The 18,082-nt window shown below is 42.4% G+C and carries 17 protein-coding genes; 12 read left to right on the top strand and 5 right to left on the bottom strand.

The features are described from left to right. Window positions 1-138 precede the first annotated feature (138 nt). Window positions 139-1,101 carry a TRAP transporter substrate-binding protein gene (locus ABFY09_RS06240; protein WP_347983432.1) on the bottom strand — a complete coding sequence of 321 codons (963 nt, stop codon included), beginning with the start codon at window positions 1,099-1,101 and terminating at the stop codon, window positions 139-141. A gap of 424 nt (window positions 1,102-1,525) precedes the next feature. Between ABFY09_RS06240 and ABFY09_RS06235 the strand changes: the two genes are divergently transcribed. Continuing rightward, on the top strand, window positions 1,526-1,891 hold the full coding sequence (locus tag ABFY09_RS06235) for a drug:proton antiporter (RefSeq protein WP_347983431.1): 366 nt from the start codon (window positions 1,526-1,528) through the stop codon (window positions 1,889-1,891). Between the two features lie 111 nt (window positions 1,892-2,002). Here the strand turns inward: ABFY09_RS06235 and ABFY09_RS06230 are convergent, their stop codons facing one another. Beyond that, window positions 2,003-2,884 (bottom strand): LysR family transcriptional regulator, encoded by an 882-nt coding sequence (locus ABFY09_RS06230; RefSeq protein WP_347983430.1) that lies wholly within the window; start codon window positions 2,882-2,884, stop codon window positions 2,003-2,005. A 185-nt stretch (window positions 2,885-3,069) separates the two neighbouring features. Between ABFY09_RS06230 and ABFY09_RS06225 the strand changes: the two genes are divergently transcribed. From ABFY09_RS06225 to ABFY09_RS06205, 5 genes are read left to right on the top strand one after another with little or no spacing between them, the layout of a single operon-like run. Next, window positions 3,070-4,125, top strand: coding sequence for a TRAP transporter substrate-binding protein (locus ABFY09_RS06225; protein WP_347983429.1), 1,056 nt, complete (start codon window positions 3,070-3,072; stop codon window positions 4,123-4,125). 5 nt (window positions 4,126-4,130) lie between these two features. Beyond that, window positions 4,131-4,661 (top strand): TRAP transporter small permease subunit, encoded by a 531-nt coding sequence (locus ABFY09_RS06220; protein ID WP_347983428.1) that lies wholly within the window; start codon window positions 4,131-4,133, stop codon window positions 4,659-4,661. Then, the gene (locus ABFY09_RS06215; RefSeq protein WP_347983427.1) at window positions 4,661-5,941 is read left to right on the top strand and encodes a TRAP transporter large permease; all 1,281 of its coding nucleotides are present in this window, start codon (window positions 4,661-4,663) and stop codon (window positions 5,939-5,941) included. The genes ABFY09_RS06220 and ABFY09_RS06215 overlap by 1 nt, the downstream gene beginning before the upstream one ends. A gap of 8 nt (window positions 5,942-5,949) precedes the next feature. Next, complete coding sequence (locus ABFY09_RS06210; RefSeq protein WP_347983426.1) at window positions 5,950-6,603, top strand: DUF2848 domain-containing protein; 654 nt, start codon at window positions 5,950-5,952, stop codon at window positions 6,601-6,603. A 3-nt stretch (window positions 6,604-6,606) separates the two neighbouring features. Then, window positions 6,607-7,890 carry an amidase family protein gene (locus tag ABFY09_RS06205; protein WP_347983425.1) on the top strand — a complete coding sequence of 428 codons (1,284 nt, stop codon included), beginning with the start codon at window positions 6,607-6,609 and terminating at the stop codon, window positions 7,888-7,890. 29 nt (window positions 7,891-7,919) lie between these two features. On the opposite strand, the gene ABFY09_RS06200 is transcribed toward ABFY09_RS06205, so the two are convergent. Further along, the gene (locus ABFY09_RS06200; protein ID WP_347983424.1) at window positions 7,920-8,840 is read right to left on the bottom strand and encodes a LysR family transcriptional regulator; all 921 of its coding nucleotides are present in this window, start codon (window positions 8,838-8,840) and stop codon (window positions 7,920-7,922) included. A 170-nt stretch (window positions 8,841-9,010) separates the two neighbouring features. On the opposite strand from ABFY09_RS06200, the gene ABFY09_RS06195 reads away from it, so the two are divergent. Continuing rightward, window positions 9,011-9,598, top strand: a complete 588-nt coding sequence (locus ABFY09_RS06195) for a DUF502 domain-containing protein (protein WP_347983423.1) — start codon at window positions 9,011-9,013, stop codon at window positions 9,596-9,598. Window positions 9,599-9,673: 75 nt separating this feature from the next. Continuing rightward, a complete protein-coding gene (locus tag ABFY09_RS06190) occupies window positions 9,674-9,847 on the top strand; it encodes an NAD(P)/FAD-dependent oxidoreductase (protein ID WP_347983422.1) in 174 nt (57 codons plus the stop codon). A gap of 134 nt (window positions 9,848-9,981) precedes the next feature. Here the strand turns inward: ABFY09_RS06190 and ABFY09_RS06185 are convergent, their stop codons facing one another. After that, window positions 9,982-10,635 (bottom strand): TetR/AcrR family transcriptional regulator, encoded by a 654-nt coding sequence (locus ABFY09_RS06185; RefSeq protein WP_347983421.1) that lies wholly within the window; start codon window positions 10,633-10,635, stop codon window positions 9,982-9,984. Between the two features lie 213 nt (window positions 10,636-10,848). Here ABFY09_RS06185 and ABFY09_RS06180 point away from each other — a divergent pair, with 213 nt between their 5' ends. The 4 genes from ABFY09_RS06180 (at window position 10,849) to ABFY09_RS06165 (ending at window position 16,752) form a co-directional block, all read left to right on the top strand. Continuing rightward, window positions 10,849-12,990 (top strand): TonB-dependent siderophore receptor, encoded by a 2,142-nt coding sequence (locus ABFY09_RS06180; RefSeq protein WP_347983420.1) that lies wholly within the window; start codon window positions 10,849-10,851, stop codon window positions 12,988-12,990. Window positions 12,991-13,055: 65 nt separating this feature from the next. Next, window positions 13,056-14,156, top strand: a complete 1,101-nt coding sequence (locus ABFY09_RS06175) for a siderophore-interacting protein (protein WP_347983419.1) — start codon at window positions 13,056-13,058, stop codon at window positions 14,154-14,156. 30 nt (window positions 14,157-14,186) lie between these two features. Next, window positions 14,187-15,392, top strand: coding sequence for an MFS transporter (locus ABFY09_RS06170; protein WP_347983418.1), 1,206 nt, complete (start codon window positions 14,187-14,189; stop codon window positions 15,390-15,392). Between the two features lie 130 nt (window positions 15,393-15,522). Continuing rightward, complete coding sequence (locus tag ABFY09_RS06165) at window positions 15,523-16,752, top strand: TIGR03862 family flavoprotein (protein ID WP_347983417.1); 1,230 nt, start codon at window positions 15,523-15,525, stop codon at window positions 16,750-16,752. A gap of 93 nt (window positions 16,753-16,845) precedes the next feature. Here the strand turns inward: ABFY09_RS06165 and ABFY09_RS06160 are convergent, their stop codons facing one another. Next, entirely contained in the window at window positions 16,846-17,970 is a 1,125-nt protein-coding gene (locus ABFY09_RS06160; protein ID WP_347983416.1) for an OmpA family protein, read from the bottom strand. Window positions 17,971-18,082: the final 112 nt, after the last annotated feature.

The raw sequence follows: 18,082 nt of genomic DNA, 5'->3' as shown, positions 1-18,082 counted from the left end.
GAGTGTTAACAGTAAACAGTATTTTTTGAATACAGAGTCTTTAAAAAAATACTGTCTAGCACCCTTTTAATAAAGAGCACTAGACAGTGAAGGGAGGACAATAGAAATATTCTTGGCTTAATTTATAGCCAAAAGATATTAACCTTCGTAGTTTCCAAGAATAGTACCAACGTCTTTCGGTGCTTCTTCTTTCCACTCTTGAGTCATAGTTTTACCGATAGCTTGTAATTCTTTCAGTAATTCTGGAGAAGGATCAGATACTGTCATGCCATTATCAATCAAAATTTGTGTGTCTTTATCAGCACGAGCAACCACTTTCGCCCAGCCTTCTGCTTCAGCATGCGCAGCTGCATCCATGATGATTTGCTGAGTTTCTTTATCTAAACGACGAAAAGCTTTTTTATTCGCAACAACAATGTTTTTAGGAACCCATGCTTTTATGTCTGTGTAGTAATTTACATAATCCCAAGCTTGGCTTGTTACACCAGTAGAAGGCGATGTCACCATGGCTTGAATGATGCCGGTACTGAATGCTTGAGGAATATCTGGGTTTTGAATCGTTGTTGGCGTTGTACCCATTAGATCGGCTAGACGAGAAGTAGATGGACTGTAAGCACGCATCTTAGAGCCTGCTAAATCCGATAGGCTATTCACAGGCTCTTTGCTGTAAAGGCCTTGAGCTGGCCAAGCGACAGTGTATAAAAGTACCATGCCATCTCGGTCAAGGCGTCTTTTAACTGACGGTTTTGCAGCTTCCCATAATTTTTTAGCGTCTTCATAAGTTGTTGCTAAGAATGGAATGTTATCGTGTTTATAAACTGGATTTTCATTACCTAAAATACCAAGGAAAAGTTCGCCCATCTGAACTTGACCAGTTTTTACTGAGCGTGGAATCTCAGTATGCTTTACCAAAGAAGCGCCAGAATGAACGGTAATATCTAATTCGCCATTTGTTTTGTCTTTGATTTCTTTAGCAAAATCGTAAGCAATTTGAGTTGGCAAGTTACCATCACCGTAGGGTGTTGGCATGTGCCATTTGTCTGCAAAGCTGGCAGTGGAAGCAAGTCCACCAATAAGTAACGCACTGGCTAATTTCAACATAGTTTTGTTCCTTTAGTTTATTTAATTATGAATATTCGCAGTATTTTTTCTGCATTCTCATCAATTCATCGGATGAATTATATGGAGATATTTTTGATTAACTAAGTCACTCAAGAGTAGACCTCTCTGAAGAAAAAAAGTCTAATCGTGTTTTTTTAGATAATTTGATCAATTTTTTTTATTGAAAAGTAGGCGCAAAAGGATCTGTTTTTATTGAATAGCCGCTTCTCAGAAAATAGTTAAGATTCCACGGCTTTCATGCCGACACGGTCATTTTGTTATTCAAAGTGCTGCTTATTATTAGGAGAAGGAAATATCCATAACATCATCCAACTATGTTCATAAAAATAAAGAAAAGATACACTCCTAAGGTAGCAAGTTTTTATTATTAAACAGACTCTCACTTTGAAAGAAGGATAAACCTATGGACTTATCTAACTTTATCATTCTGTATGTTGCTGATATAGAGCGCAGTGTTGAGTTTTATAAACCGTTATTGGATAGAGATCCGGTAGAAATATCAGGTGAGTTTGCGCTATTTACCTCTCATTCGGGTATGAGGTTTGGTCTGTCAAAGGCATCACTTCATTGTTCAGAGCTCAACTCTGAGTTCTCTGCAAAAATGGAACTCTGCTTCGAGCAGCCCAATGAGATCACACTCCAAATGAATCTCATAAAATGGCGGGAGCTTGGGGTTACTTTTATTGAGGAGCTCACCAAAGCCAATTTTAAAACAAGCTTCACCACATTAGATCCTGATGGTCACAAGCTGCGTATTTTTTGTTATTAACAATTAAGGAAGAGCACCTTGATAATAGGTTAATTATTTACATTCGGTACTCACTTTGAACAACCGCTTTTTATCCACACGCTGGAGCGAGATAACTGATTGGCTCCTTTTTCAAAGATCAGCCGTTCTTTGATCATATTCATTGGCAATGTCTAATGCTAACTTAGCTGCCTCGCTGACGATATGATCTTTGGGATCATTCAAATAAGACGCGGTAAACACCAAGTCCTCTGGCACCCAACCAGGATCAAACATTTTCAGCCTCTTACTCTCCACAAAATGCTGAGCCAATTGCACAGGCAAAGCGCCTACGCCAATACCAGATGCGACCATTTCAAAATTGGTAGACAAGGATGTAGAGGGAAATACCTGACCCACCTCGTGATAACGATTCATTAACTCAGACATAAGTTCTTGATAAGGACGCGACAAGCGAGAAAAAGAGATTATCGGGGCGTTACCAAGGTCATGGTGAGACATACTTGGGTGACAAAACCAGCCTAAACGAAAAGGTGGAAACAAGATATTCTCTACATTACCTTCAGGCAGCGGTCCCATTAAGAACGCCAAATCCATATTGTGACTTAATAATTGGTCTCGCAGGTGAATACTCACATCAACTGAAAGTTCGACAACTAACTTAGGGTAACGCTTACGCAAAGCGGATAAAAACTCCGATAACCAGGACTGGGCAATGGTTTCCGCCACACCGATACGCAACGTGCCTTTGACCTCTTCAGATGGTGTTAATTCGGCCTTTATCTGAGAAATAGAGCGCTCTATCTGTTCTGCATGAGAGCGCAACAGCACACCTTCTTTCGTTAGCACTACACCATTCTTCTGACGATCAAATAATTTTATTCCCAGCTCTTCTTCCAAAGCTGCAATACGACTTGAGATCGCAGGCTGAGATAAATTCATCTCTCTTGCGGCTCTGCGTACGCCGCCAAGTCTTGCAACCCACAAAAAGGTTTTTAACTGGTCAAAATTCATTACCCACATCCCAAATAAGCAAGGTGATCTGTTTTTTTTATCACTTTAGAAAAAAAATAGCGAATTGACTTTATAACCTTCTCATTTGAAACTAAAAATACTTCTTAGTATTCACGTGATAAAAAGTGACCTAAGAAAATAACAAAACCAAAAAATGACACCACAAAAGACAGGAACCGCAAACCATGAAGACCAACTTATTAAAGAAAAGTGTCCCTTTACTCGCACTAAGCTCTCTCATCTCATATCAAGTACAGGCGGATGAATCTTTGTCCGTTGTGGGTAGCTGGAGTGGATTACCACTTCACAAACAATTCGAACAACCTTTTTGGACTAACACCATATCCAATAGTAGCGACTTTGACGTGTCATTAACCACGCACGATCAAATGGGCATTGGCACTGGTGATGTTTTCCGAATGTTAGGTGATGGTGTTTTTGATATCGCTATGACAGTGGGAGATTATGCTGTAGCCGATGCTCCAGAGTTAGAAGGCTTGGATGTACCTCTCATGGCTACTACTCCAGCGCAAGCTCAAAAAGCCGTTGAAGCAGCACGTCCAATGGTAGAAGAAATTTATGCAGATACCTTTAATGCTAAAGTTCTGGCTATTGTGCCTTACCCACCTCAAGTGGTGTTTTGTAAACCTGAAATTACGTCTTTAAGCGACTTAGAAAATTTGAAAGTGCGTGCGTCAGGTCGAATGACCGCAAAACTTCTTGATGCTCTAGGAGCACAAAGCGTTAACATCAGCTTTGGTGAAGTTCCAGGAGCCCTACAACGTGGCGTCATTGATTGTGCTGTAACTGGTGCAGGCTCTGGCTACAGCGCAGGTTGGTGGGAAGTAACAGAAACACTAATGACTTTACCGCTTGGCGGTTGGGACCCAGTCGTTACCGCAATCAACTTAGATAAATGGGAAGACTTATCTCAAAAAGATCAAGAATTCTTGCAAACACAAGTGACTGAAAAATTTGAGAAGCCTGTTTGGGCAAGTGCACAGGCTGAGCTTGATCAGGATGTCGCTTGTTTAACTGGTAATGCATCTTGTGCTCGTGGTCCAAGTCGCAATATGACGTTGGTTGAGCCAAGCTCAAGCGATATTTTCACCGCTAAGCGAATTCTCATTGAGAAAGTACTACCCGAATGGGCTGATCGTGCTGGAAGCAAGTGGGTTAAACAATGGAATGCCAGTGTAGGTAAAATTGTTAACTTAGAAATTTCAGGCACTGGGAAATAATATTCATGATTCGCCTTATTGATTACCTAAAGTGTATCAATAATGGGGTAGCTATTATCGCAGGCCTAGTCTTACTAGCCTGCGTCATCCTCATCTTGATCGATATATTATTACGTGAACTTCATATCAGCTTTGGAGGCTCAGAAGAAATATCTGGTTATGTCATGGCAGCTATTTCGAGCTGGGGTATCAGTTACGCACTGACTACAAAAGCCCACGTTCGTATCGATATTATTCGCAATAAAAGACAACCTCTTGGCCGCGCTGTATTTGACCTGACTGCTCTATGCGCGACATCTTATGTGGCCGTTTACGCCGCTTATTATGTGATCCCTGTGTTTGAGAAAAGCTTTAAGCGCAATTCTTTAGCAAACACGTCATTGGAAACACCATTGATCATCCCACAATCCATATGGATGGCGGGTTGGCTCTGGTTTGCTGTTTCTTCTTGTCTATTACTCATTTGCGCTCTATGGCTCATGTATAAAAAGTCCTATCAGCCCCTTAATGACATGATTGGCACGGAGACAGAATAATGCTGCCTTTTTCATTTTTTGGTCTATTAGGTCTACTCGCTCTGTCGCTTCCCGTTGGCATTGTATTGTTTCTGCTGGCGTTTGGAATAGATTCTTTCTTTAGTCCTTTTCCTCTGATGAGAGGCTTGGGGCAAGTTCTGTGGTCTTCTTCTAACCATTCCACACTGATTGCCATCCCTCTGTTTGTTCTTATTGGTGAGATCTTATTGCGCAGCGGCGTGGCGCAAAAAACGTACAGGGCTTTAAATGCTTGGGTTTCTTGGTTACCAGGTGGATTAATTCACGCCAATATTGCCACCGCCACCATGTTCTCTGCTACGTCCGGCTCTTCTGTGGCAACCGCCGCTACAGTCGCGACGGTTGCGACACCACAGGCAGAAAAGCTTGGTTACGATCAGCGTTTATTTACAGGCTCCATTGCCGCTGGCGGTACATTAGGTATTTTGATTCCGCCTTCTATTAACCTGATTGTATATGGGTTTCTTACAGAAAGTTCCATCCCAAAACTCTTCTTGGCTGGCATCATCCCGGGCATTAGCATGGCGCTGATGTTCATGATAATCACCGTGATAATTTGCTCCCTTTATCCTCGTTTAGGTGGGCCAAAGCAACATAGTAGCTGGAAAGAGAAACTCTTTGCTCTGCAATCGCTCTTACCTGTGCTGTGTTTACTGTTTGGTATTGTTGGCTCTATTTATTTGGGCTGGGCGACGCCAACAGAAGCGGCGGCTATAGGGGTGTTTATCTCCTTTTTACTAGCGATCATTTATAAAGCTTGCTCGGTGCAAATGCTCCTAGACAGTTTATCTGGCACCATTCGCATTACCGCTATGATCATGTTGGTGGTGTTAGGAGCTTATGTCCTCAACTTTGCATTGACGGCCGCAGGCGTAGGACGAACACTGCAAGATCTGCTTGAAAGCCTTGGTTTGAGTGCCATCGCTACGCTACTTATCATTATTGCTATGTACATTGTCTTAGGCTTCTTTATTGAAACCTTGTCTTTAATGGTGGCGACCATTCCTATCGTAGTGCCCATTATAGTTCAACTTGGTTACGACAAAATATGGTTTGGTATTTTGATGATTATTTTGGTCGAGATGGCGCTTATTACACCGCCCGTCGGACTGAATTTGTATGTTGTTAACTCAGCTCGTAAAAACGGCAAAATCTCTGATGTTGTCGTGGGCAGCTTGCCGTATGTCGGCGTGATGATCTTGATGATTATTTTGCTGATCGCTTATCCAAGTATTTCTCTTTATCTACCTACTAATTTTTAAGGATTTTTATGATTTTCACAGTAAATGGAGCTGCCAAAACATTTGATATTCAACATCTTATTATCGCAGGTTGGACAGCGCGCGATATGGCGTCTGTGCAAGAGCACATTGATGAATTAGCTGAAATTGGTGTTGCGCCACCATCGACTGTGCCGTTGTTTTATCGCGCTTCTAACTTGCTTGTTACGCAAGCTTCTCAAGTAGAAGTATTGAGTGTGGATACTTCTGGGGAAGTTGAACCTTTGATCATCAAGGCAGATGGCAAGTTCTATCTTGGTATTGGTTCTGATCATACGGATCGTAAGCTAGAAGCTTATTCCGTTGCACACTCTAAACAAGTTGCTCCAAAGCCTGTTTCTGCTGAATTATGGGATTTCTCTGAAGTAGCGGATCACCTAGACGATTTAACGATTGAGTCTTGGGTAGACGAAGGTGAAGGTTGGGTTCAATACCAAAAAGGCTCGTTGGCAAATATTCGTCCGTTAACTGAGCTGATTGAAAAAGGGAACTTGCTAGATGGTAGCGCAATGTTATGCGGTACTTGCCCTGCTATTGGCGGCGTTCGCCGTACAGAGAAGTTCAAAATGAGCATTCATGATCCAATTTTGAATCGCACCATCTCATGTGAATACCTATCTAAAGAACTGCCAATAGTGAGCTAATCTATGACACAACCAAACCAGATGGATTTTCCTTGGCTGAATAGGGATTTAAAAACACAGTGGGCGGCTGTCTTAGACACGGCACAACTCAAAGATAAAAGTGTTTTTACTGAGCTATTTGGTTATCGCGAGCCAGCAAAAGGCCCTTTGAATGGCGCCATTGTTTCGATCAAAGACTTGTTCGATGTGAGGGGTTATAAGACACAAGCTGGCTCTGTATTTATTGATAATAAGCTAGCAAAAAAAGACGCCACAGCGGTGTCTTCGCTTCGTAATGCAGGTGCTAGCTTGATCGGTCACACCAATATGACGGAGCTTGCTTACTCTGGATTGGGCTTGAACCCGCATTACGGTACGCCAGATAACCCGATTATTTCTGGCCGTATTCCGGGCGGTTCTACCAGTGGTGGTGCCGTATCGGTTGCTCTTGGTGTTGCAGATGCGGCGCTGGGGACAGACACAGGTGGCTCGTTGCGTATTCCTGCGGCATTTTGTGGAGTAACTGGGTTCAAACCCTCTGAACAGACCGTATCAAGAGAGGGTTGTTTACCCTTATCTAGCTCATTAGATTCGGTGGGTCCGATTGCCAATACTGTTGAGGAGTGTGAACTGTTTTGGAAAGTTTTGTCAGGTGTGTCAGAAACGAATGCTTTGGCGCAGAAAAGCCAAACAGACCTTTCTCAGTTGACACTAGTTGTGCCAACAAACTTCGGCATGAATGAACTAGACGCTTTGATAGAAGAAGGGTTTGCTGACATTTTGACTCGTCTTGAAGCAGACGGCGTGAAGGTTGAGCGCCGCTTTGTTGACGCGCTAGAAGCCTACAAAAGCATACCCGTCTGGCAATTCTCCGCTTTTGAGTGCGATGCTTACTATGGCGAGCATTATGACTTGAGTGAGGTCAACATGGACCCTAGAGTCGCTTCCCGTGTGGCTCGTGCTCAGACAATGACGGCGGTGGATTTCTCACAGACAAAAGCGACGAGAGATGCTTTTATTCAAGGTGTTAAAAATCAAGAAGCCAACACGGTTTTCTTATTGCCAACGGTGGCGGTGCTGGCACCTAAACTGAAAGATCTTGAAGAAAATGCTGAATATGACCGCTTGAACTTGTTGTGCTTGCGCAATACGTCTTTAGCGAATGTGCTGAATGGTTGCAGTGTCTCCTTACCGTTTCGCTATCAAAACGAGCCAATGGGACTCATGTTGACGGCAAATAACGGTATGGATCAGCAAATTTTGGATTTAGCCAAGGTGCTTCAAACGACGACTCAAAAGGCCAAATAGGACTTTCATAGCAGGGGCAAGCTAAAAGTTTAGTTTTCCCCTTCGTCTGATAACCTTCTTGCATCATATTCTTTGGCGGCAAGTACGGCCATTTCAATGACCATGTCGGCAACCGGATTAAAAGGTTCATCGGAATATGACGCCGTGAAAGATAAATCACTTGGCGCCCATACGGCTCTGATTTTTTTCAATTTTCCTTCTTCGAGCTCTTTCTTGATCATCACATTTGGCAAGGTAGAAATCCCAACACCATCAATGGTTAAGCTTCGACACGCGGCTAAAGACGTCGAAGAAAAAAAGTGTACAGGTGGCACTTCAAGATCTCGAAATCGTTGCATGATTTCCATATAAGGCTTAGTTCCGCGGGCATAAGTAATGATGGGCCAGTTCACCAATTCTTCCAGATACAAAAGGCGATCAGGTAGATCCAGCTCTGGACTGGCAACCCACGATAGGTCAAATGTCGAGAGTTCTCGATTGACAATATTGGGCTCTGTAACTGGTCCCATGAGCAAAGCCAAATCCAAGCTTCTGTCTTTGATTCCAACTGCTAATCTTTCCGTGACATCCACAATCATGTCGACAGCTAACTTTGGCATGTCTTTGTGTAATCGAGATAAAAACTGTGGCAACCATGTGTTGACTATGGTTTCAGACACCCCGAGCCTGAGCACGCCAGAATAGGCTGTTGAGACTTCCGCACGCTTTCGTAATTGCTCGGTTTGGTACAAAATTTTTTCTACATAGGGTAATAACTCTTTGCCTTTTGGTGTCAGCATAATCGGACTTGAACCACCAATACGCTCGAATAATTTCACCCCTAGCTCTTCTTCTAACCCTGAAATTCTTGCAGAAATCGCGGGTTGGGTTGTGTGAAGCTTTTCCGCTGCTTTACGGAAATTGCCTATCTTTGCTACCCACATGAAGGTTTCTAAGCGTTTGTAGTTCACAATGTGGCTCCAATAAAACAGTCTAAAAAGTAAAAGTGTATCTTTATACTTGGAAGAGTATAAGGCTCGACAAGTTTGAGCAATCTTTACCTTTTACGGGTGATTAGAGTTGTTGGTCTGAAACACGGCTTGCGTTATGCTGTAAATAACGAAATAGGAAGAAGAGCACGATGAGCAAATTAGTGTCTTTATTGTTAAAAGGCTTGGTAGCGGTGCTGCCAATTGGATTAACAGTATATTTAATTTATTGGCTATTGGCCACAGGGGAAAGCCTTGCTCAACCTCTTGTCCTTTGGTTAATTCCAGATAGCATTTATTTTCCTGGTTTAGGGTTAGTTGCTAGCTTAGGGATTTTGGTCTTGATTGGCTTTTTAGTGAACCTTTATGGTGTTCGTTATCTGGTAAAAATAAGTCAGAATATTTTTGAACGAATCCCTTTAGTGAAATCTATTTATGGTGCTTTTAAAGACATGATGATGGTCTTTAATTTGTCTGAAAAGAAGGAAATGAAAAGTGTGGTTTCCATTGAGTGGAACGGTGCGCAAGTCATCGGATTTGTGACGGGCGAGCAGACAGGGCAGAAACTGTTTGGAGATCAAGACTTAGTGGGCGTTTATGTGCCATTGAGCTATCAGATTGGCGGCATGACTTTTTATATTTCCCGCGATCGTTTAACAGTGCTAGACATTGGCGTCGAAGAAGCCATGCGCCTTGCGTTAACCGCAGGTGTACAAAGCGCTCCAAAAGCCGAAGACTGATTTCGAGAAGTCATTGGTGTTACGCATACTATTCTTTATTATGCGTTTCTATTTTATGAAACGAGCTCAGTACGCATGCAGAAAACAGTCATCATTATCGGTGCCGGTCCAGCAGGTTTAATGGCGGCAGAAAGCATTCGTGCCGCAGGTCATCAAGTCCACGTTTATAACGCTAAGGCCAGCGCTTGCCAGGAACTCCTCTTGGCTGGCATCGGTACCCATTCGGAAACGCATCCTAAGTTTATCTAACGTTATTACGATAAAGTGGATTAGTTGGATACCGCGATCCGTCAATTTGATGCCGATGCCTTGCGCGAGTGGACTTACTATCTAGCTTTTATGAATAAAGTCTCTTTAAAAGGCTAGGTTAATTTAGGTGGGAATCACTTTTTAACATATGCACCAAATAAAAAGAAATTCCATGCTTGCTCAAAATAGTCATCTTGAGCTTCGATAGAACTATAAGTTGTGTTTCCTAGCATTGCGTCATTCGATGGCCCAAAAACGATGGAGTGCAATAAATGCATTGCTAGTTTTTCAGGAGAGCCTTGGCACAAGAAATTTGATGCTTGCGCTTCTTTTACTAGCATAATCAAACTGTCCATAATTGGATCGCTATGTGGTTGATCTGCTTGGATGGCATCGAAAAATTTGGATTCACTGAGGGCGATGCGTTTAAAGGCAACCATTTCAGGGTCTAAGTTCACAGTAAGAAACCAGCGAGCGATGTGTTTGAGTTGTTCTAGCTTATTACCTTCGCTACTTATTTCTTCAATTTCTAATGCTAATTTATCTACGATACGGCAACGCATACTGGCAACAACCGCTTGAAAAAGCTCAAGTTTTGATGGGTAGCGGCGATAAATTGTATCCTTTCCTGCACTGCATACGGATGCAACCTGTTCAATAGAGGTTGCGGCATACCCCTGTGTCGCAAATAAATTGGCAGCCGTACTGATGATTCTTTTCGATGTTTCCTCAGCCCTGTTTTTTGAAGGCCTTCCTGAGCGTTTTTCTTTATTAGGCTGTTTTATCATTATCTCTCCTATTTGTTTCCCATTTTTTATCTGCCCATAAATCATGATCACAGGGCTCTTCCTTGTAATCATGGACAATAACAATTTGAGCCAAAATTTTCCTTATTATAGCAAAAATAAACTGGACGGGTGCGTCCCGTTTGATTTATATTTCACTCAACTGCTAATGCGAATCAATATCAACAGCAATATTAAATAAAGGCTGATAATCTTATGATCATTGCTAAACCTAAGAAATTTTCGATTTCAATTGTGACTTTTTCACTCTTTCATGGCATCACAGGCTATGCCCTTGAAGCTGATAACCCATTACCAACACTTGTGATAGAAGAGGAAGTGTTGGCAAATTCAACAGAAAAGCAGTACTTAAAGGATGATTCTAGTAGTGCAACTAAGAGTGCTTCATCTGTATCAGAAACGGCGCAATCCGTTTCAGTTATTACTCGTAAACAGATGGATGATCAAAGCGCGAAAACAGTAAAAGAGGCCTTAAATTACACCTCTGGAGTGTTATCAACGACTAACGTTACGAGCCGATATGACAGCGTTTTTATACGGGGCTTTGGTGGGTTTGGTACGGCAACTCGTTCTGTGGACTTTTTAGATGGATTGAAACTGCCAAGAGGGCAAGGCTTCTTGGTATCTTCTATCGAGGCATTTTTACTAGATCGTATTGATGTATTAAAAGGCCCGTCCGCCTTATTGTATGGTAACACTAGCCCTGGTGGATTAGTGAACCAAGTTAGCCGTTCTCCCGATTCTATTCCTTATAACGAAGCAAATATTACAATTGGTACCAATAATTATCTGCAAGGAAGTATTACTACTCAAGGAGCAATCGATAAAGAAGGGAAGTGGCAATATAGCCTAACTGGAGTGAGTACCTATGCAGATAGTCAATACGATGATGTGAGCGAAGAGCGCATTGCCTTGGCGCCAGTTATAAAGTGGACACCAAATAATAAAACACAACTGACGCTAAGAGCTTTGTATCAAGAAGATCCTGAAGGAGGGTATTTTAATTCTATTTACTCTAGATCATTGGCTGATAGCGAATACAAATCAGCGCTGAGTAGGGATCTAAATGTTGGCGACCCAAGTTTTGACGATTATGAGCGAGAGCAATATTACTTTGGTTATGAGCTAGATCATGTCATTAACGACACGGTTAGTATTAGTTCAAAAGCAAGACATTTCTCCGCAGAACAGGATTTCCAAGGTATACAAATGAGTGGTGAGCTTACTAGTGATGGTCTTTTACCTAGAGCCGCGGCACATTCTATTGAAGATGTAGAGAGTTTTACGGCAGATAACTTTGTGCAGTTTGATTTCAACACCGAAGGCGTTCAGCATACGGCGCTCGTCGGCTTAGATTACCAACAGACAACGAGCAATTGGGAGTATTTGTACGGTGCCGTCGATTCTCTTGATGTGATATCACCAGTATATGGTATCACTGTGGGCTCTCTTACCACTTTTGTTGATAGCAAGCAGACATTAGAGCAAACCGGAATCTACTTGCAAGACCAGCTAAAGGCGGGTCGCTTAACGGCTCTTTTCGGTACTCGTTATGATTGGACGAAACAAGAAACCGAAAATAAATTAACTGATTCAACCAGCAATCAATCTAGTGGAGCATCGAGCCATCGAGCAGGGTTACATTACTTATTTGATAACAATGTCGCACCTTATATTAGTTACTCTACTTCATTTGAACCAACCGTTGGCGTAGATGCTAACGGAAATGATTTCGTTCCAACAGAAGCTGAACAATGGGAACTTGGGGTTAAATTCAAACCTTCTGCTATAGATACGCTTATCACACTTTCTGTCTTTGATATTGTTCAAGAAAATGTTTTAACCGCAGGAACAACCGCAGGTTTTTACGTCCAACAAGGTGAGGTTCAATCTCGTGGAGTTGAGCTAGAAGTACGCGGTCAAGTCAGTGAAAACTTAGAGTTGATCGGTGCTATTACCGGATTAGACACACAGACGACAGAATCGACAGTAGCTGAAAACATAGGCAAACGTCCTCAAACCTCTCCTGAATACTATGCGTCTTTATGGGCAAATTATGCCTTTTTTGATGGGCTAAGTGTGGGTAGCGGTATTCGTGTTGTTGGTTCTAGTTATGCCGATGATGCTAATACCATCAAAACAGATGGTTATACCGTGGTAGACGTAAAAATCAGTTATAACTTAGGCGCTTTAAACCCCTCATTAAAAAATATAGAAACAACTTTAAGCATTTCCAACTTATTCGATGAAGAATACTACGCGAGCTGTAGTTATAACTATTACTGTCAATACGGTGATGGAAGAGAGGTGCTGCTTAATGCTAGTTACAAATGGTAATGGAGCCTGTTGTTAAACCATGTCAGAAGTCTCTACATATTGATGAAAATACAGGAAGTGCTCCAATGCCATATTTAAAGGCGAATTCAATCATACAGTTTAGTGATCTCACCCGATGCATGGCTGATATTGTTGAATTCATTACTTCACATAACATTAAGCTAACAACAAAAGATAATGTGCATTACTTGGTGTCTGCTTTTGGCACTGCTACATTGAAACCGAGCCAAAGCTGTTTAGATGTCTCTATTGAGGCATCTTCTCCCGCCGCATTTAATCGGTTGAAGACAGAGTTAACTGGCCTCATTGATTTTTCGGCGCAAGACGAAACACTGGATATTCAATGGACAGGTGATTCAGTCGGCGCTGTATTGCCACCGGATTTACGTATTGTAACGGTATGCGATGTGCAACAAATAACACCTTGTATGCGAAGAGTGACTTTTACAGGAAGCGACTTAGGGCGCTATGCCGTATCTGACCAGCTTCATTGTCGTATCTTGTTTATGGATAAAGATACTGAGCAACCTCAGTGGCCTATGCTGGGGGATGATGGACGGATTATTTGGCCAAAAGCAGGCCAAATTGCCACACGTATTTTTACTGTGCGCAGTATTGATGCCGAGCTAGGAAAGTTAGACATAGATTTCGCTATGCATGATGGAAAAGGCCCTGCGAGCACATGGATTACTAAAGTAAAGCAAGGTGATGTTGTGGGCATACTTGGGCCAGATGCCCATGGCCCTAAACCCGCAGAACAGTATTTTCTTGCTGGTGATGAAACAGGCTTACCTGCCATTGCGCGTATTCTAGAAGCGCTTCCCAGAACGGCCTCAGGGTACGCGGTTGTCGAAGTAGACAATCCTTTGGAGAAACAAGAAATTAACGCGCCATCAGGCATCACCGTTAAATGGTTGTACCGCAGTGAAGCGACAGCTGGGGGGGCAACATCACTCAGTGACGCTTTTTTCGCACTCCCTTTACCAGAGAACCACGATCTCGCTTTTTATTGGGTTGGGGCTGAGTTTTCTGCTTTTCGCGCAATTCGGACATACCTGCGTTCTGAGGTAAAGGTGCCTTCAGATCGCATGGTGTGCTTTTCCCATTGGCGGCGAGGGATGAGTGAAGAAGACATTATCGAAGCGGGCCCAAGCGCTCTTTCTTGATTTTAAAATCCTGTAATTAAGTAGAAAAATATGCCTACTGAAACTAAATATTCGTTAAGAAAAATGACTTTACTAGGTGGTTTATATGTCACTCAATTTCTAGGGTTGGGTTTTATATTAACTGCGGTGCCTGCTATTTTGCGTGATCAGGGCAGTTCTTTAAGTGACATTAGTATCATTTATACATTAGGTTTTATATGGTCGATTAAGTTTCTATGGGCGCCTTTAATTGATAGGTTCAGTCCCTCTACAAAGCAGCATTATCGCAGTTGGCTAATCCTCTTGCAGAGCCTTATGATTCTTTCACTAATTTGTGCCGCAGTGTTGGATATCACCTCTCAATACACATTATTAATTGTGTGTTTTGCTTTATTTTCTGTTTTCTCTGCGAGCCAAGACATTGCAGCGGATGCACTAGGAATTACTATCTTAGAGCCTCAGGAGAGAGGGGTAGGCAATAGCATTCAAGCAAGTGGAGGATTTATTGGTAACCTTGTGGGTGGAGGCGTTGTCTTAATGACCTATGAATGGTTAGGGTGGACAGGAAGTTTACTCATTTTGGCAATGGCAACGACATTACCTTTAGTGAACATATGGCGCTATAAGGAGCCTGCCCGAGCGGCCAACATCGATCATAAAAATGTTCGTTACCGTGACATGATCAATTTTTTCAAACGCCCTAATTCAGGTCGTTGGTTATCTATTCTACTCACCTACACCCTTGGAATATCGATCGCCTATACCTTGGTTAACCCTATGTTGGTTGATATTGGTTGGTCACTTGATGAAATAGGTTTTGCCACGAGTATTGTTGGCTCCTTCGCAGCCATTTCTGGCGCAGCGATTACGGGCTTACTTGTTCAAAAACTGGGGCGAAAACGGTCGATGATGTTCGCTAACACTTTAGTGGGATTGTCTATCATCACTCTTTTTGCTGTGGCGCAGGGTGTGAGTCACATTGTTGTGATTTATTGCTCAATCTGTTTTATGCTTTTTGCGTTTGGTGCCAATTCGACTATGCTTGCAACGGTGATGATGGATAATTCTGCAAAGCAAACCGCAGGTACGGATTACACTCTTCAATACTCCCTGTCTTCAATTGTTGGGTTCATGTGCGCAAGCTCGGCTTTATTATTAGCTGAAACACTGCAATACACTGGCGTTTTAATTATTAGCCTAGGCGTTACCTTGTTGTCGATTATGCTTTTGAAAATTAATGGCCGTTACATCGAATAAACGGCATGGTTCTTTATTAAAGTGAAAGCATTTCTTGCCTGCTTATTGTTAACTTTTATAAGAAGCCGTTGGTGTCTGTCGGGATATTCTTTATTATGCGTTTCTATTTTATGAGGCGAGCTCAGTGCGCATGCAGAAAACAGTCATCATTATCGGTGCCGGTCCAGCAGGTTTAATGGCGGCGGAAGGGGTTCGTGCCGCAGGCCACCAAGTTCAGGTTTATGACGCTCAGGCCAGCGCTTGCCGTAAGTTCCTCTTGGCTGGCATCGGTGGTATGAATATTACCCATTCGGAAGCGTATCCTGAATTTATCCAACGTTATTACGATAAAGCGGATTGGTTAGGTACCGCAATCCGCCAATTTGATGCAGGTGCGTTGCGAGAGTGGATTCACGACTTAGGCATCGAGACGTTTATCGGTACATCTGGTCGCGTGTTTCCCAAAGAAATGAAAGCGGCACCGCTATTGCGATATTGGTTAAAAAGGCTTCGCGAATCTGGTGTTGAATTTTACATGCGTCATAAAATGGTATCTCTGGAAAAGAACCAAGTAGAGTTTGATTGTAATGGTGAAAAAGTCATCGCGAAAGCCGATGCCATTGTTTTAGCCATGGGTGGCGCAAGCTGGCCGAAATTGGGTTCAGATGGTGCTTGGCAAGCCATTCTACAAAACAACGGCGTGATGGTTGAGCCTTTACAAAGTGCCAATTGTGGATTCTACAGCGAGTGGAGTGAGCACTTGCAAACCAAGTTTGCAGGTAGTCCTCTAAAGAGCGTTGCTTTCTCATTTGCCTTAGGTGATGGCAAGATCGTCTCTAAACAAGGTGAATGTATTGTGACGAAAGATGGCATGGAAGGCAGTTCAATTTATGCCTTTTCAAAGTACATTCGAGACGATATTAACGCTTGTGGTCACGGTGTTATTACAATTGACTTATTGCCTTTGCAAACCGAAGAACAACTCATCAAAAAGCTACAGAATATCAAGCCGAAAGAATCCTTTAGCAAATACTTAAAACGTACACTAGGCATTAGTGGTGTAAAAACCGCACTTCTGTACGAAACATATGACAAAGACCAATACCAAACGCCTGCAACATTGGCGCGATGTTTAAAGTCTCTGTCAGTGAGTTTTTATAAAACCAAACCGATTGAAGAGGTGATTTCCAGTGCAGGTGGGGTTTGTGAAAGCGCGGTTAATGAAAAGCTGATGTTGAATGCGATGCCGAGTGTATTTTGCGCAGGAGAAATGCTGGATTGGGAAGCGCCAACGGGCGGTTACTTGTTAACTGCTTGCTTCGCGACAGGGCACTTAGCGGGGCAAGGTGTGAATGATTGGTTAGCAAGCAGATTGGCTTAAGAAACCCTTTCGCAAGAATGAATTAACTGCAGAAAATAGAAAATGCCCAATGAGTGAAGTGACCTCATTGGGCATTTTTTTATTTTGTACCGTTTAGCCTTCCTCAGAAGAGATAACAGCCGTTACTCGACGGTTGATACTGCGATTTTCTTCCGTGTCGTTGTTTAGTAAAGGTTGTTCTTCACCGTAGCCGACAGTGTTTAGGCGATCAGCTGAGATACCGAAAGAGTTCACAAGTACATCAACAATTGCTTGTGCACGCTTTTCAGAAATCGTTTGGTTGTAGCTTACAGAACCACGGTCATCTGTATGACCTTCGATTGTTGCATTAGTGTTTGGGTATTCCGTTAGGAAATCAGCTACTTCCTCGATCTGAGCATAGTATTCTGGATTGATAACGGCGGAGTCATATGCAAATTGTACGTTTAGATGAACCGATTTTGGTTTTTCTAATACAACCTGACAACCTTTCTCATTGACTTTCACTCCAGCTGAAGAGTTTGAACACATATCAAGATGGTTCGCGACGCCGTCTTTGTCGTCATCTAATGCACAACCTTTTGAGTCAACAGCAACATTGGATAGCGTTGTTGGGCACAAGTCATCTTCATCGTTTACGCCATCGCTGTCTGTATCAACGGTTTCAATTTTGGCTTCAGTAACATTTTCCTCCACTTGTTCCTCTGTGTTTAGAGTATTAGTAGAGTCACCACCAAAAACAAAATGTACACCTATGGTTGTTAAGTTATCTAACTCATGATCTTCAACGTCTTTGATTAAACGAAAGTCACCACGAAGCGAAACAGTATCGTTTAAAGCGTACTTTAATCCACCACCTGCATTTATTAATGGGTTGTTAGGCCCAAGGCTTAAGTCAGTTTTACCAACGCCAGCGGCCAAATACGGTGTGAACTGATTGCGTTCTGCTAGGTGATATAAACCATCTAGGCGAAATTGGTCTACGTCCACGTTGTTGTTACCTGTTGACGTTTCGTGATCTCCATTTAAGTAAACAAATTCTACAGCCCATGGATTGTCGAATTGATAACCTAGACTTAACGATAATGCGTTATCGTTTTTAATACCACGATGGTTGTCCATATTGTAGTAGCCTGCACTCGGTGTAACAGTGAAACCTTCTTCTTGTTGCGCTTGTACAGCAGATGATGCGGCAATAAGGCTTGTTAAAAGAATGCGTTTATCAAATAAAAAAGACATGTAAAGTTCCTTGGTGGATGTTTAAAGCTCTTTAAAAGATGAGCTTTGATTTTAATTAGCATGCCTCCTATTATCATCAAATAAAGTAATAAAAGTAGCTTTCGATACAAAA

It is taken from the genome of Marinomonas sp. 5E14-1 (assembly GCF_039939215.1).
Lineage (GTDB): Bacteria > Pseudomonadota > Gammaproteobacteria > Pseudomonadales > Marinomonadaceae > Marinomonas.
The sequence above is the reverse complement of the archived record's forward strand: the minus strand, read 5'-3'. Positions and strand labels throughout refer to the sequence as shown.